The sequence below is a fragment of the Thermotalea metallivorans genome, from assembly GCF_001562415.1.
GTDB lineage: Bacteria > Bacillota > Clostridia > Peptostreptococcales > Thermotaleaceae > Thermotalea > Thermotalea metallivorans.
In genome coordinates this window covers 1-15,742 of sequence record NZ_LOEE01000037.1, presented here as the reverse complement: position 1 = coordinate 15,742, position 15,742 = coordinate 1, and the positions used below count along the sequence as shown (strand labels likewise).

The following is a 15,742-nucleotide window of genomic DNA, read 5'->3' as shown; positions in this document are numbered from 1 at the left end:
TACGCCAAGAGAATTAAGAAGTCTAATTAACGAATACATTCATTTTTACAATTTTGAAAGGCCCCACCAATCCTTGGATTATGAGTATCCGTATAAGCTCTATACGGCTGCTTAGAATACAAAAAAAACATATTGTAGAGAAGAGGAGGTCAAGATAACTTAAAAATTTCAATTTTAGTGTCTTGACAAAGGGGTGCATTATAGTTTGACTTATTAATACAAGGTTTGTAACTGGAAATTTATTAATAAAAAAACCTTACGAGGAGGTTATAGCATGAAAACACAAAGACCCATCAGCATAATTTTGACATTATGCGTTTTTCTCATCCCTATGACAGGGGTGTCTGCTGTATCACAGGAGAAAGCAACCATTGTTGATTTCAAGGTTACATTGAACGGAATACTTATCAATAATATAAATAGCGACTATCCTCTGCTCATGTATAAAGGTATTACTTATTTTCCTTTGACATGGGATTATAGTCGATTTTTGGGTATCGAAACGAATTGGAGCCAGGCATCAGGTCTTGTGATAACAAAAACAGATAGGACCTGTGGTTACAAGCCTTCCGAAAATGTCATCAATAAAACATCAGAAAAGTATTCTGTGGCTATTCCTGTTTACCCAATCACAGTAAATGGAGAAAAAATAGATAATAAAAAAGAAAAATGGCCTTTCATTAATTTTCGAGGGATCACCTATTTTCCATTAACATGGCATTATGCAGTCAATTCCTTCGGGTGGGAATATGCTTGGTCTCAAGAAAAGGGCCTGGTGATTTCATGCCCGGGAGGCAAATCAGATCCTAAGGAAACTGTTTTATCACTTATAAATCAAATGGCTTTTGGTCGGGGGTATCCCTTAAAAGCTTCCATTATAGAAAACAAATCAGAAGGAACGAAACAGGAGTATACCGGAAGGGTAGAAAATAGAATGGATGATTCAAATTTTACTTCGTCTGTATATTTGGAAACACCGGTATATTTCTATGATGCACAGATCAATGGATTGAGCACAACATATGAGGGGTTAAATCCTCATCAAAACAAAGGGTATTCACTTCATTTTCATGCAAGCAGCCCAGCGGGAGGAAGAGCCATAGGATTGGATTTGATGGAATCAAAGGAAGCGAGGATGATGAAACAGCTTTTGGATTTTCACTTTATTGGAGATACTAGAAAAAAAATAATTGGTTTTGAGAATATGGAAACAGTACATGGAAAGAGCAGATGGAAGATTAAAACAGAGGACAGACTGATTCTTCTTGAAATCAATGATTGGGAAGGCAAAATAACAGAGGCAACAATTACTGATGATTTGTTTACATACAATATCTCTTTCTAATTCATCTGATATTTTCCATGAATATAAACTATCTGTTCCATATAACCCGGTATTCGCATGTCAAAAAAATACAGCTTAAATCTCCAATTATTTCAAAAATGGATCTGAAAAGTTATGTCGAATCTGTTGGTAAAGCTAAAATTAGGAGCGTAAGCCTATGCTGTTTAACCAACAGATCACAGGGGTCAATATATCCAATCTCCCATCATATACAAACTCTGCAGAATGGCAAGAATTATAATTTCCTACTTCATATTAAAAAAGCTGCAGAAATTTTCCTGCAGCCTTTGATTTTGGCGGAGAGAGAGGGATTCGAACCCTCGTTACTGTTTCCAGTAAACACGATTTCGAGTCGTGCGCAATCGACCGGACTCTGCCATCTCTCCGTATCTATTTGTTTTTCCTTAATTCCTGAAAAAACACCTTCATGATAGCACTACATTCTTCTTCCAATACTCCCTGTATAACCTCCGTATGATGATTAAATCGCCCATCCTCCGGGATATTTAGCAGGGAACCTGCAGCCCCACCCTTTGGATCCATGGCACCGATGATTAATCGATTGATTCTTGACAACAAAATAGCCCCAGCACACATCGGACAGGGTTCAATCGTCACGTAAAGATCACAGCCGTAAAGCCTCCAACCCCCTAAAGTTTGGGATGCTTGGCGAATGGCTAGTATCTCCGCATGGGCCGTGGGGTCTTTTAAAGTTTCTCTTAAATTATATCCTCTTCCAATAATGTTGCCATCCTTTACGACAACCGCTCCGATGGGCACTTCCTTCAAATCAAAGGCTTTTTGCGCCTCCCTCAGGGCTTCTCCCATAAAATATTCTTCCACAAATGTGCCTCCCATATGGTAGGGTGGTGCACCCGAGAGGATTCGAACCTCCGACACGCGGTTTAGGAAACCGCTGCTCTATCCTGCTGAGCTACGGGTGCAAGAAAGCATTTGCAAACTTTATATTACCATAAATCTTTAAAGTAAACAAACCCTATTTTTTTCTATATATTGCTCTATTATTGGATGAAATGACTTTATTTATGCATAGGAGCCTTATATTTATCTTTTCACCGTATTTCTTCCCTAGATCATCTGGATGCCCGCTACTTCGATTTCTTTAAAGAAAAGATAATTGGCCAACGTAATCCGCAGGGCATTTTTGACAACAGCCCCTTTATATACATAAATCTCCAAGCCGTCTACCATATACCGATCATACTTGCCGGACTCCACCGGAGCCCCTACCTTTACATGCGGTATGGATGCATGGACTCAACAGGATTGACTGGTTTCCAACTCTACTGTCAAGACATGCTCTCCTTTTTTCTCTAAGTACTTTTTTACTTTATCATCAATCTTTATCTCCATTTTCTTCACTCCTCTAATCCTTTAAGGTTTTCTATGTTCCTTTTGGCTCCATATGCTTTGGTTGCAGATATCCGTCATGCCATGGATTGTCATCCCTTAGAGCCAAATCTCTATGCATTTTGTTATTCCAACCATTGCAGCCGATAAATAGCAACTGGCAACTTCCAGCAAAGTAGGGATGCAAAAATAACTTCCGTAAAGATCCAAAACCTATTGTCCATATAACCATTGGCGAAACACTGGCTCCATATCTTCTCCAAATATCTCCTGGCAAACTTTTTGAAAATCAGCCGTAGTAGCAATTTTAAACCGATATCGCTGATAATATTCCTTCAAAGCCTGATAAAGCTTTTCCTTCCCATACCGATCATAGAGATGGTTCAAAAACATGGCTCCCCGGTTATATACCAAAGGCCCGTAATCATCCCATCCTTCAAATTGATCCAATGATTTTAGTATGGTCTTATCCTGAATAGAATCTATAGCATCATGATACTCCCCTTCGTTATAGGCTTTTTGATAATTTTGCCCCTCCTCTTCCCCAAACATTTCCATGGCATAGACTACCTCAGAATAGCTAGTCAAACTTTCATCCAGCCAAGCTTCATCGATTTCATCATTTCCAACAACCCCATACCACCATTGATGGGCAGTTTCATGGACAATGACAATTTCAAGATATTCTCTGGAATAATCATTATAAAATTCCTTGCCGATAAATACAATTCCCGGATATTCCATACCGCTGGGGAAATTGGTCTGCACCACGGAATATTGTCCATAGGGATATTTCCCATAGATTTTATTAAACACCCGCAGAGCATCTTCTCCTACCATCGTAGCAAAGGCTTTTATTTCCTCTTTCACATTTTCGTCTTTGATAAAATACATTTTTAAGATGGTACCTTCCACATTCTTCTCTACCACTTCAAATTTCTTGCCGGCTACCCATGCAAAATCCCGCATCAGCGTGGCTTCAATCTTCCATATCCTTTTGTCATCCTGAATTTCATCCTTCAATATGTTGCCTGACGCAGCCACGGTGATCTCTTTCGGCGTATGGATAATCACTTCATAATTACTTACATCACTGTAAAAAGGATCTCCTATGGCATAGTAGGGGTCCAGATTCCATCCGGTTCCGTCATACACAGCGGCAATGGGATACCAATTCCCAAAATTGAAGGTATCATTCCCATAACCGAATCTTTCTTGGGCAGGAGGCAACTTAACCATATAATCCATTGCAATCTTTGCCCTTTTTCCCACAAGAAGGGGCTGATCCAATTTCACCTTCAGAATGGTCGCCTGTTCTCCCAAAATTTGATAGTCTGCCCCTTTCCCATCCACAGCTACCGCCTTTATTTCTATAAATCCTGGCTGAAAACCGTTGGGATAGGCCCTTTGAAAATCATCAAACAGAAAAGGTACGGTATCCTCTTTTTGAAAAGCATTGGGATATAAGTGAAAATATATTTCCTCTAAAGGAACATCTTCATTATTTATATAATCAACTATTTGCTTCGTCTCCAACCTTGCTTCTTCCGGATAAAACTGAACATCTATGTGATAGTTGTTGACTTTTCTCACATCCACACCATTGGTATCCTCTACGATCAATGTCTTCGATTGCAAGGATGGTGGTGCGAAGGGTATTTCATTTCCTTTGCATCCCGTTACCAAGAATGCCACAATCCACATGAAAATAAATAAATTCTTCAATACTCTATTCATTCTCCTACCCCCTCTTATAACGTCATGCTTTCATTATACTGTATTTCTACTCCGCAGAAAATAGAAAACAAAGCTTAGACCCTTCCAAAAAAAATTACAAGCCGGAATTTCTCCGGCTTGCACAAAGCTATCTTTGAAAATATTCACTTAAAGGTCTGTAGACAACGTCCTCGTCATTTTGTTTGATTGCGATGGCCTTTAAAAACACTTTGGCTGTATCGATAGATGTAAAGACAGGTATTCTATATTCACTGGCCTTTCTTCTGATTCTAAAGCCCTCCCGCCTTTGATCATTGCCCTTGGTAGGTGTATTGATCACCATGCAGAAGGTACCATCGGCAATATATTTGATGACCTCCGATTTGTCTATGGTTTCACATGAAACACCTCTGTTTTCCAGGAATCCGCCTGTTCCATTGGATGCATATATTTTAAATCCAAAATCAGCATACTGCCGAATGATTTCTAGTCCTTCCTCCCGGTCTACTTCCTTGAGGGATACATAGATACCTCCTGCTGTAGGAACTTTTATGCCCGTAGCCTGAAACCCTTTATAGATAGCCTTATCCAAATTCCTGTCAATTCCCAACACTTCCCCTGTGGATTTCATCTCCGGTCCTAAATAGATATCCACATCGGCAAGCTTTTCCCCTGAGAATACAGGGATCTTTACCGCATAGAAATCCTTATTTTCCATCAGTCCGGTACCATAGGGCAGATCCTTCAGCTTTTTCCCCAGCATGGCATCAATGGCAATCTTAACCATAGGCACACCTGTTACCTTGCTGAGAATCGGCACCGTTCTGGAGGCCCTCGGGTTTACTTCAATTACATAGATTTCTCTTCCATCAAAGACATACTGGATATTCACCAGTCCAACAATATTCAATCCTTTTGCAATTTTTTCCGTATACTGCACCAGTTTGTCCACCGTACTCTGATCCAAACTGACATACGGATAGATAGTGATACTGTCCCCCGAGTGAACACCGGTCTTTTCCACATGCTCCATAATTCCCGGTATTAAAACATCTTCACCGTCAGCAATGGCATCTACCTCAATTTCAATTCCCCTTACATATTTATCGATCAATACGGGATACTTGGAAGACAGGTTGACGGCCTCCTCCATATAGCTGATCAAGGCTTTCTGATCATAGACTACCTGCATGGCTCGCCCTCCAATGACATAGGAAGGTCTTACCACCACAGGATATCCCAATGCTTTTACTGTTTCCAAGGCTTCTTCTATACTGGCAACGGCCTTGCCTGTAGGGGTTGGTATATTGAGCTTTTCCAGAAAATCTCGAAACTTATCCCGATCCTCCGCCAAATCGATGGATTGAAAGGAGGTACCCAGAATCTTTACGCCTCGCTCATGGAGCTTTGGTGCAAGATTCACGGAGGTCTGGCCTCCAAACTGCAAGATAACCCCTTCTGGCTGCTCCCTTCGGATCACATTCATAACATCATCAATATATAGAGATTCAAAATATAGTTTATCGGCTGTATCAAAATCCGTACTGACGGTTTCCGGATTATTGTTAATGATAATGGATTGATAACCTGCTTCCTTAATCCCCCATACTCCGTGAACACAACAATAGTCAAATTCAATTCCTTGTCCGATACGGATCGGCCCTGATCCGATGACCACAATCTTCTTTTCATCGGATATCACATTTTCGTCATCCTCCTCATAGCAGGAGTAGTAATAAGGTGTTTGGGCATCAAACTCACCGCTGCAAGTATCCACCATTTTGTACACAGGATAAATACTGTGTTCTTTTCGAATTTTTTGTAGAAATTCACTTTCCAATCCCGTTAAATCGCAGATTTCCTTATCGGTAAAGCCCATGGCTTCCGCATCATAAAGAAGTTTTTCATCCATGGGTTCCCCCTGCAGTCTTTTTTCCATGTGCACGATATTTTGAATGCCATGGAGGAACCAAGGATCAATTTTGGTCATTTCATAAAGCTGCTCTACAGAAATACCTCTTCGCAGGGCATCAGCCAAGGCAAAAATCCGTTCATCATCGCACTGTTCTATTTTATTGAAGAGCTCTTCATCGTCCATCTTCATGATGGAAAACATCCTAAGCCCCGTAAACTTCCCTTCCAGACAGGTAACAGCCTTTAGCAGTGCACTTTCAAAGGTTCTGCTGATGGCCATAACTTCCCCTGTGGCCTTCATTTGAGTTCCTAAAGTCCTTGCAGCTTTGTTGAATTTATCAAAGGGCCACTTGGGGATCTTTACTACCACATAATCCAGGGTCGGTTCAAAGCAAGCACTGGAGGTCTTGGTTACATAATTTTTCAGCTCATCTAAACTAAAGCCTATGGCGATCTTAGCGGCAATCTTGGCGATGGGATATCCGGCAGCCTTAGAAGCCAATGCACTGGAACGACTGACCCTCGGATTTACTTCAATCACCACATAGCTGTCACTTTTGGGATCCAGGGCCAGCTGAACATTACAGCCTCCTTCCAGCTTGAGGCTTCTGACAATTTTAATGGACGCCTGTCTTAACATCTGATATTCCTTATCCCTTAGGGTCTGGGACGGTGCTACCACAATACTGTCCCCCGTATGGACACCTACGGGATCCATATTTTCCATGTTGCATATAATGATGCAATTATCCTTTTTATCCCGTATAACTTCATATTCAATTTCCTTCCATCCCGCCACACTCTGCTCTAGAAGGATCTGTCCAATGGGACTGCTGCTGATTCCCCTGCTGCAAATTTCTAGTAGTTCCTGGTGATTGGTGGCAATTCCTCCTCCTGTTCCTCCCAGAGTAAATGCAGGCCGGATAATCACAGGGTAGCCGTACTGCTCCACAAAGGCTTCGCATTCCTGGATGGTGGTAGCCGTTATACTCATGGGAATGGGCTCTCCGATCTCCAGCATCAATTGCTTGAAGGCCTCCCTGTCTTCTGCTTTTTGAATGGCTTCCCGTTTTGTTCCCAGAAGTTTTACACCGTACTTCTCCAAAACGCCCATTTCTTCCAATTTCATAGCCAGATTCAGGGCTGTTTGGCCCCCAAAGCCTGCCAAAATCCCATCAGGTCTTTCCCTTTCGATAATTTTCTCAAGGGCTTCTATCGTCAAAGGTTCGATATATACTTGATCTGCCACATGAAGATCCGTCATAATTGTGGCTGGATTGCTGTTTACCAGTACCGTTTCAATTCCCTCTTCTTTAATGGCCTTGCAGGCTTGCGTTCCCGAATAGTCAAATTCAGCTGCTTGACCGATCACAATGGGACCTGACCCGATAATCATTACTTTCTTTAGTGTTTGATCTAAAGGCATAGGACTTCCTCCTCCATGAGTTTCATAAATTTGTCAAAAAGATACGCCGAATCCGTTGGACCAGGTGCTCCTTCCGGATGAAACTGTACAGAATAGACAGGCAGAGTTTCATGTTTCATTCCCTCTATGGTGCCGTCATTTAAATTGGTATGGGTGACGATTATCCCCTTATTCCGAATACTCTCCGGATCCACGGCATAACCATGGTTCTGGGAAGTAATATAGGCCTTATCCTTTTCTATATCATAAACGCCATGGTTGCCTCCCCTGTGGCCGTATTTCATCTTATAGGTGTCCCCTCCCACGGCCAAGGCAAGAATCTGATGCCCCAGACAAATCCCAAAGATAGGAAGTTTGCCTAGAAGTTTTTTTACCAATTCGATGGCTTCCGTGGCCGCTTTAGGATTCCCCGGTCCATTGCTCAACAACACCCCTGCCGGGTTTATTTGCATGATTTCTTCATAGGAGACGGTGGCCGGAAATACGGTAACATCACAGCCTCTATAGGCTAGATTCCGTATAATATTGGCCTTTACCCCGAAATCCACCAAAGCTACTTTCGGCCCTGCTCCCGGTATATGAACAACCTCTTTTGTCCCTACGATCTTCATCCAGTCTTCCCGAATTTCTGTGGTGTTTAAAATTTCCTGCAGGGCTGCTTCCCCCAGTTCTTCGTTGGAAATAACACATTTCAATACCCCTGCATTTCTGATTTTTTTGGTGATGCTTCTGGTATCCACATCATAGACACCCACAACACCCATGCTCTTCAGCATCTCATCGATGGTTTTTTCACTCATATGATTGGAGGGTGTTTCTGAAATCTTTTTTACAACAAACCCCTTTGCATGAATTTTTGATGATTCATGCTCCAAGTTGTTCACTCCGTAGTTGCCAATCAAAGGATACGTCATGGTAATGATTTGTCCTGCATAGGACGGGTCTGTCAATATTTCCTGATAACCGGTAATCGATGTATTAAATACAAGCTCTCCTACAGCCGTTCCCTTTTTCCCAAATCCTTTTCCCTTATAAGTTGTTCCGTCCTCCAGATATAGTATTCCATTCATTTTCTACACCTCTATCCGTCATTTCTTCATCTCTTTTTACAAAAGGAAACAGAAAAGTTTTTTCTTTTCTGTTTCCCCATATACCTTTACACAATATATTTGATTAGATCTCCAAAGTCATTGCCTGTACTGCCGTCGGCACAGAATACTTTATACTTTTCATTTTTCAGGATATTTCCTTCCTTGCTCAAAACCTCACCGTCTTCCAATTCCTTCATAGCCAAAGCGATTAAGTCTTTGCCCAGTCCCACACCCAAAATCGTCTTTTTGCCGATACATGCCTTTATCTTTTCCACCATTTTGGGCAATTTCTTAGAATCAACTTTTCCGTTAGAGATCATGATCACATCATGGGATAAGGAATTTAACTGCTGGATGCTGAAATCCTCATCAAAGATGTTTAGGCTGTAATTCATATTCACCAATGCCATTAACTCCTCTTTTGTCATTCCCAAATTGATAACCGCTACCTTTACGATCATTGGTGCCACATGGAAATATCCGCCCTTGAGTCCACTCAAAATCTCTTCTATATTCATTCCGCCAAATGCTTTTGCTGATAATACATAAGTCATTTTGATCCATCCTTTCCTTACTATATTTTTATTTCCTTTGTCTTTCTCCCTTGCCTTTATAGGCTGCGCCTTTTTTTATGTTTAAAATGCTTCCCCATTCTTCATCACCCTTTTTGTATAAAATAACACTTCAGAACTTTGTTCCTTCACGGCCATGTTGCATCGTCTCCGGCCATTCTCTCCAGCTTATACTTATTTCTCTATTGGTTATAATTATACTTATTTTTATATATTTATGCAACTGGTTTTTAAAAATTTTTTGTTGTTTTTCTTGATTTTTATTCTTTAGTTTCATAAAGGGTTAAGAATTAAACGGAGAAAACATTTATAAATTCAGCAGTTTTCTATCCTAGGACATTTTTATTCTAATCAATGTTTATTCATATGATTTTCTTTGTCTTTTTTCTGCTTAAGAATGTATATATACATCATCATGTATATATATCCATTCTGTGCTAATTCCATGAGCCCTTTTCCTTACAACAAAAAACCTCCTGCCCGAGGCAGAAGGTGTGTTTTTTTCATGGAAAACAAAGATATACAAACCCTGATATATCTCTTTCCCGACATCCTTTTTAGCCTCTCTGGACTAATTTAAAGGTTCTCGTATTCTCTTTTCATCATATATTATCATACTCTATATTTATGTGTCAACATTTATGTTTATGCTTTTTTTGCATCCTCAAGAGGAATCTCCCATAAAACTTCTTCCAATATATCCACCGCTGCATCCATCTCCTCTTTGGTAACATTTAAAGGCGGCAGGATTCTGATGACATTTTCTCCCGCCCCCACCAGCAACAACCCTTTTTCAAAACATTTATTGACAATGGGCTTCGGATCTCCCTTCATTTTTATCCCCAGCATCAATCCTATACCCTGTACGGCTTGAATATTGTAATATTTTTCCACCAGCCCCTCTAGTTTTTCCTTTAGATAAAGACTCTTTTCATCCACTTCCTTTACAATCCCTTTGTCTACCAATTCCTCCAGAACCGTTAAGGCCACAGCGCAGGCCAGGGGATTTCCTCCAAAGGTACATCCGTGATCACCGGGTACAAAGGCACTGGCCGCTTTTTCCGTGGCCAAAACGGCACCAATAGGAAATCCTCCTCCTAAACCCTTCGCCATACAGATTACATCAGGTACTACGCCAAAGCTCTGGTAGGCGAACAGGCTTCCTAGTCTGCCGATACCGCACTGCACCTCATCAAAAATCAGCAAAGCGTCATACTTCTTGCACAAAGTACTGACTTCCTTTAAAAAATCGGTTTGGGCCGGTACGATGCCACCCTCCCCTTGAATGGGCTCAAGGATTACCCCGCAGACATTTTCGGAAATGCTCTTCTTCAACTCTTCTATATCATTGAATTTTACAGGTTTTAATCCTGTCATCAAAGGCATAAAATCTTTCTGGTATTTCTCCTGTCCCGTCACAGCCAGAGCACCCATGGTTCTGCCATGGAAGGAATTATCCATATAGATGATCTCGTGTTTGTTGCTTCCGCCCTTTAGTTTTCCATATTTTCTTGCCAGCTTCAAGGCCGTTTCCACCGCCTCTGTTCCGCTGTTGCAAAAGAACACCTGATCATGATCACTGTAGAGAACCAATTTTTCTGCTAAGGCCATTTGTTTTGTATTCCAGTAAAGATTTGAAACATGGATCAACTGTTGGCTTTGCTCCGCTAGGGTTTTTGCAATAGCTGGATGACTGTGCCCCAGGCAGTTCACCGCTACCCCCGAAACAAAATCCAAATACGCTTTGCCGTGGATATCATATACCTTCGTTCCAATTCCTTTATCAAATACTACATCAAATCTGCTGTAAGTATTCATCATATACTTTTTATCCATTTATACTCCTCCCCGTATCATTGTTCCAATACCGTCATTGGTAAAAATCTCCAACAACAGGCTGTGCTCCCTTCGCCCGTCAATCAAATGGACATTTTTTGTTCCCCTTTCAATTGCCTCTATGCAGCATTCAGCCTTGGGAATCATTCCTCCCTTGATAATACCTTCCTCAATATATCTTTTCATCTCATCTACGGTAGCAAAGGATATGAAAGAAGCAGGATCTTGAATATCTTTATAAATTCCTCCTATATCTGTAAGCAAGATTAGCTTTTCAGCCTCCAGCACACTACTAACGGCAGAAGCCACATAGTCAGCATTGATATTGTATATATTCCCTTCCTCATCGCATCCTACCGGTGATATGACAGGAAGCTGCTCTTTTTCCAATAGATCTGTCAACAATTTTTTATTTACAGATACCACTTCTCCTACATATCCTATATCAATTTTTTCTTCTTCTTTATACAGATATTTTTTCCGAGCTTGAATCAGATTTCCATCCCTGCCGCTGATTCCTAAAGCACAGATACCGTGTCTGCACAAATCGGCAGCAATTGATTTATTGATACTGCCGGACAAAACCATTTCTACGACTTCCATAGCTTTTTGATCCGTTACCCGCAAGCCATCGATAAATTTGCTTTCAATATCCAATTGCTTCAGCATCGCTGAAATATTTGGCCCTCCGCCATGAACAATAATCAAGTGGATTCCTACCAGTTTTAACAAAACTACATCTTCTATAAAGGCCTTCTTTGCCTCTTCATTATTCATAATGCTGCCACCATATTTGATAATAAAGGTCTTTCCACGGAACTTTTTTATATAGGGCAGTGCCTCTACCAGTATGGCCGCCGTCTGTCTATTCATAAATACATCACCTCTTTAACAATCTAATACTAATAATTATACTTTTGTTTATATATTTATTCAATATTTTTCACAAAAATTTCTTTTGGGTATTGAATATTTATTTATTTATTTGTATAATTACTTTAAATTCTATCAAGAGGTGATTGGATGATTCGAGCAGGAATATTGGGGGCCACAGGCTATGCAGGACAACAATTGGCGTGGTTGCTCTTTAGGCACCCTCATGTGAAAATCCATTTTCTGTCTTCTTATAATCATACAGATGTTCCCTTTTCCCAAATCTACTGTCAATATGAGGGTTTTATACAGGATTTATGTATAGATATCCAATCTATTGAAGAGCATCTTTCGAATATAGATATCCTTTTCATTGCCCTTCCCCATGGCAAAGCCTTTCCTATTACCGAAAAGGCCTTGGCATATGGGGTGAAAGTGGTCGATTTGGGAGCTGATTTCCGATTAAAATCTACGGAAATTTATAAAGCTTGGTACGGACTGGATCATGAATGCAGCAATCTATTATCTTCTGCCGTATATGGTTTGCCGGAAATCCATCGCATCCAAATTTCCCAAGCCCAATTGATTGCCAATCCTGGCTGTTATCCCACAGCTAGCATATTGGCTTTGGCTCCCCTATTGAAGCATCGTTTGATCGATCCTAGCTCTGTCATCATCGACGCCAAATCCGGCGTTTCGGGAGCAGGCAGGTCAGCCAATATTGCCACCCTTTTTACCGAATGCAATGAATCCATCAAAGCCTATGGGGTCGCCGGTCATAGACACACACCGGAAATCGAACAGGAGTTGTCTCTGATTTACGGTGAAAATCTTCACGTATCCTTTACACCCCATTTGGTGCCCATGAACCGGGGAATTCTGGCTGCTTGCTACGGGAAGCTGCTTCACAAACTAACCCAGGAAGAGCTTTATGAAATCTATCAATTCTTTTACAAAGATGAATATTTTATCCGAATTGTAGAAAACCTACCAGAAACAAGATGGGTAAGAGGTTCAAATTTCTGTGACATTGGCCTGCGGGTAGATGGGCGAACGGGAAGGGTTATTGTCATCTCTGCCATTGACAACTTGATGAAGGGAGCTGCCTCCCAAGCCGTACAAAATATGAATTTATTGTTCGGCATCAGAGAAATAGAAGGTTTAGAATTATTGGCTATGATACCTTAGTTTCAATAGAAAGGATGATGGATATGAAAATATTGCAAGATAAAAGTTTAACGGATGTACCGGGCTTCCAGGCTGTGGGCATACACTGCGGGATCAAGAAAAACGGCAACAAGGATTTATGCGTGATCTATAGCCAAAAACCGGCTGTAGCTGCTGCTGCCTTTACCACTAATATCGTAAAAGCGGCACCCCTCCTTGTAAACATGAAGCATTTGGAAATCTCCGATACCATACAGGCGATCGTTGTCAATAGCGGCAATGCCAATGCCTGTACCGGTGCCCAAGGCTTAGAAGATGCCTACAAGATGTCGGAAACCACCGCGGCTTGTTTGAATCTCCCACCAAATCAGGTCTTGGTAGCCTCTACAGGAATTATCGGCGTTCCTATGCCCATGCATGTGGTCATACCTGGAATCAAAGCAGCTTGCAGTCTTATTCCTGACGGCAGCGGCGCTTCTGCAGCAGAAGCCATTATGACGACGGATTCCTTTCCCAAGCAAATTACCGTAGAAATCATGATCGATGACAAACCTGTTTTCATCAGCGGTATTGCCAAAGGGTCCGGCATGATCCATCCCAATATGGCCACCATGCTGGCCTTTATCATCACCAATGCCAATATCAGCAAAGCCCTGTTGACAAAAGCCCTAAAGGATAGCGTCAGCAACTCCTATAATATGATTTCCGTAGATGGGGATACCAGTACCAACGACATGGTTATCACCTTGGCCAACGGCATGGCAGGCCATCCTCTCATCGATGCCATGGATAAAGATTATGCCAAATTCAAAAATGCCCTTGATTTTGTCAACCAAACCCTCGCCAAAATGATTGCCAAAGACGGGGAAGGGGCTACAAAGCTTATCGAAGTTTCATTATATCATGCCAAGACAGAGAAGGATGCCAAAATCTGTGCCAAGTCCGTCATCTCCTCCAATCTTGTAAAATCTGCCTTCTTTGGCAGTGATGCCAACTGGGGAAGAATCATGTGCTCCTTGGGCTATTCCGGCGGTGATTTCTCTCCGGACAAAGTAGATATTTTCTTTAAAAACGCCAAGGGGACCATACAGCTTGTAAAGGATGGAACAGGAATTCCTTTCAGTGAAGAAAAAGCAAAAGAAATTTTGGATCAAGACTATGTCAACATTGTAATTGATTTAAAGGACGGGGAATATGAAGCAACGGCCTGGGGTTGTGATTTAAGCTACGATTATGTGAAAATCAACGGCTCCTACAGAACATAAAAAAACAAAAAACAATCGTATAGGCAGCCCTATTTGCTTTTTCTGCAAAGGCTGCCTATACGACTGAAACTTCATTCATCACTTTGGTGGACTCACCTTCTTCCTTTTTGTCTTTCCTTTCAAATTATCGTCTTTGGTGGACTCATCCCTTTCTATTCATTGCTGTTTTATGATGTTGTATTTTATATATACCACCCATTAGGCAACTGAAACAGGTTTTCTATAAATTTTTTAGATTTGTTTGTAATTTTACCCATCTGCCCATGCAGTACACACTTTTTTGGCTAGCAGATGATTATTTCTTGTTCATACAATATTTCAATAGCCCATCATAATTGCATTTATTTTTTCAAACGAAGTTATCAAGACCTTGGCTCCACTGATTGTATTATATAGTATAGTTCCTCCATTTTTTTCCTTATTAGCGACTGAAAGCACATAATTAGGAATTCTCAAGTTATCACCTCCGCATTGCAGATCATTTAATTTTCATAGGTATTTTTGCTTGTATTCCAATACATTATATATATTTAGAAACTACAAATATTCTGGATCAATTGCTTTTAAATATGTTGCTGCTGTTATTTATGTATTGTAAATAAAATTCCTGTTCTTTCTGTCATATAACATTTTTTCGGCTTTATTTTCCATCATATATAATTTTTTTAATTCTTTTTACTATCATATGATATTTTTTTGTTTGTTTCAATATTAATAATTTATAAATTTTTATTAATTTTCTGATTATATATATTTACATTTATTCTGCGCCATGCTATTATTTTATTAATTAATCAACTTTCGGACAGTGTAAAATAGAGTGTGTAAACTCCAACATATGCTAAAATAAGATTAGGATGATAGCGGGAGGATTCACACATGATAAAAGATAAAAGACAGTTAGCAAAAGAAATTATAGATGCATTTGACCCTAAAAACATAGAGGATATAGCATCGGCATTAAAAGAGTTATTCTCTGCCACTTTAGAAAAAATGCTTATAGCCCAAATGGATCAGCATCTTGGTTATACAAAGTATGATTATAAAAATAAGTCCGGCAAAAACTCTAGAAATGGCTTTAAGGAAAAAAATATCGTATCAAAGTATGGAGAATCTACAATTCAAGTACCTAGAGACAGAGAATCTACTTTTCAACCTCAAGTAGT

At 40.5% G+C, this 15,742-nt stretch carries 13 protein-coding genes and 2 tRNA genes; 5 read left to right on the top strand and 10 right to left on the bottom strand.

Translation table 11 applies throughout. The features are described from left to right. Positions 1 to 115, top strand: a 115-nt coding sequence (locus tag AN619_RS16695) for an integrase core domain-containing protein (RefSeq protein WP_157064970.1), incomplete at its 5' end; no start/stop codon positions are given. A gap of 159 nt (positions 116 to 274) precedes the next feature. Continuing rightward, positions 275 to 1,345 (top strand): hypothetical protein, encoded by a 1,071-nt coding sequence (locus AN619_RS09270; protein ID WP_068556430.1) that lies wholly within the window; start codon positions 275 to 277, stop codon positions 1,343 to 1,345. 294 nt (positions 1,346 to 1,639) lie between these two features. Here AN619_RS09270 and AN619_RS09265 read toward each other — a convergent pair. The 10 genes from AN619_RS09265 to argB form a co-directional block, all read right to left on the bottom strand. Then, positions 1,640 to 1,731, bottom strand: a tRNA-Ser gene (locus AN619_RS09265). Positions 1,732 to 1,735: 4 nt separating this feature from the next. Further along, the gene (tadA, locus tag AN619_RS09260; RefSeq protein ID WP_330382064.1) at positions 1,736 to 2,188 is read right to left on the bottom strand and encodes a tRNA adenosine(34) deaminase TadA; all 453 of its coding nucleotides are present in this window, start codon (positions 2,186 to 2,188) and stop codon (positions 1,736 to 1,738) included. Between the two features lie 24 nt (positions 2,189 to 2,212). After that, a tRNA-Arg gene (locus tag AN619_RS09255) sits at positions 2,213 to 2,289 on the bottom strand. A 145-nt stretch (positions 2,290 to 2,434) separates the two neighbouring features. Beyond that, positions 2,435 to 2,611 carry a CC/Se motif family (seleno)protein gene (locus AN619_RS15955; protein WP_278279884.1) on the bottom strand — a complete coding sequence of 59 codons (177 nt, stop codon included), beginning with the start codon at positions 2,609 to 2,611 and terminating at the stop codon, positions 2,435 to 2,437. A gap of 318 nt (positions 2,612 to 2,929) precedes the next feature. Then, on the bottom strand, positions 2,930 to 4,453 hold the full coding sequence (locus AN619_RS09245; RefSeq protein ID WP_068556427.1) for a M1 family metallopeptidase: 1,524 nt from the start codon (positions 4,451 to 4,453) through the stop codon (positions 2,930 to 2,932). Positions 4,454 to 4,580: 127 nt separating this feature from the next. Further along, complete coding sequence (gene carB, locus AN619_RS09240) at positions 4,581 to 7,772, bottom strand: carbamoyl-phosphate synthase (glutamine-hydrolyzing) large subunit (RefSeq protein ID WP_068556426.1); 3,192 nt, start codon at positions 7,770 to 7,772, stop codon at positions 4,581 to 4,583. Then, positions 7,763 to 8,842, bottom strand: coding sequence for a glutamine-hydrolyzing carbamoyl-phosphate synthase small subunit (gene carA / locus AN619_RS09235; RefSeq protein WP_068556425.1), 1,080 nt, complete (start codon positions 8,840 to 8,842; stop codon positions 7,763 to 7,765). The genes carB and carA overlap by 10 nt, the downstream gene beginning before the upstream one ends. Before the next feature lie 86 nt (positions 8,843 to 8,928). Next, entirely contained in the window at positions 8,929 to 9,417 is a 489-nt protein-coding gene (locus tag AN619_RS09230; protein WP_068556424.1) for a glutamine amidotransferase-related protein, read from the bottom strand. A 663-nt stretch (positions 9,418 to 10,080) separates the two neighbouring features. Beyond that, positions 10,081 to 11,271: an aspartate aminotransferase family protein gene (locus tag AN619_RS09225; protein ID WP_068556423.1), complete on the bottom strand. Its 1,191-nt coding sequence runs from the start codon at positions 11,269 to 11,271 to the stop codon at positions 10,081 to 10,083. Further along, entirely contained in the window at positions 11,272 to 12,144 is an 873-nt protein-coding gene (gene argB / locus AN619_RS09220; RefSeq protein ID WP_068556422.1) for an acetylglutamate kinase, read from the bottom strand. Between the two features lie 150 nt (positions 12,145 to 12,294). Between argB and argC the strand changes: the two genes are divergently transcribed. The 3 genes from argC to AN619_RS09205 form a co-directional block, all read left to right on the top strand. Next, the gene (gene argC, locus AN619_RS09215; RefSeq protein ID WP_068556421.1) at positions 12,295 to 13,332 is read left to right on the top strand and encodes an N-acetyl-gamma-glutamyl-phosphate reductase; all 1,038 of its coding nucleotides are present in this window, start codon (positions 12,295 to 12,297) and stop codon (positions 13,330 to 13,332) included. 23 nt (positions 13,333 to 13,355) lie between these two features. Then, positions 13,356 to 14,576, top strand: a complete 1,221-nt coding sequence (argJ, locus tag AN619_RS09210) for a bifunctional glutamate N-acetyltransferase/amino-acid acetyltransferase ArgJ (RefSeq protein ID WP_330382063.1) — start codon at positions 13,356 to 13,358, stop codon at positions 14,574 to 14,576. 879 nt (positions 14,577 to 15,455) lie between these two features. Then, positions 15,456 to 15,742 (top strand): transposase (locus AN619_RS09205; protein WP_198153275.1); only part of this gene is annotated, 287 nt, incomplete at its 3' end.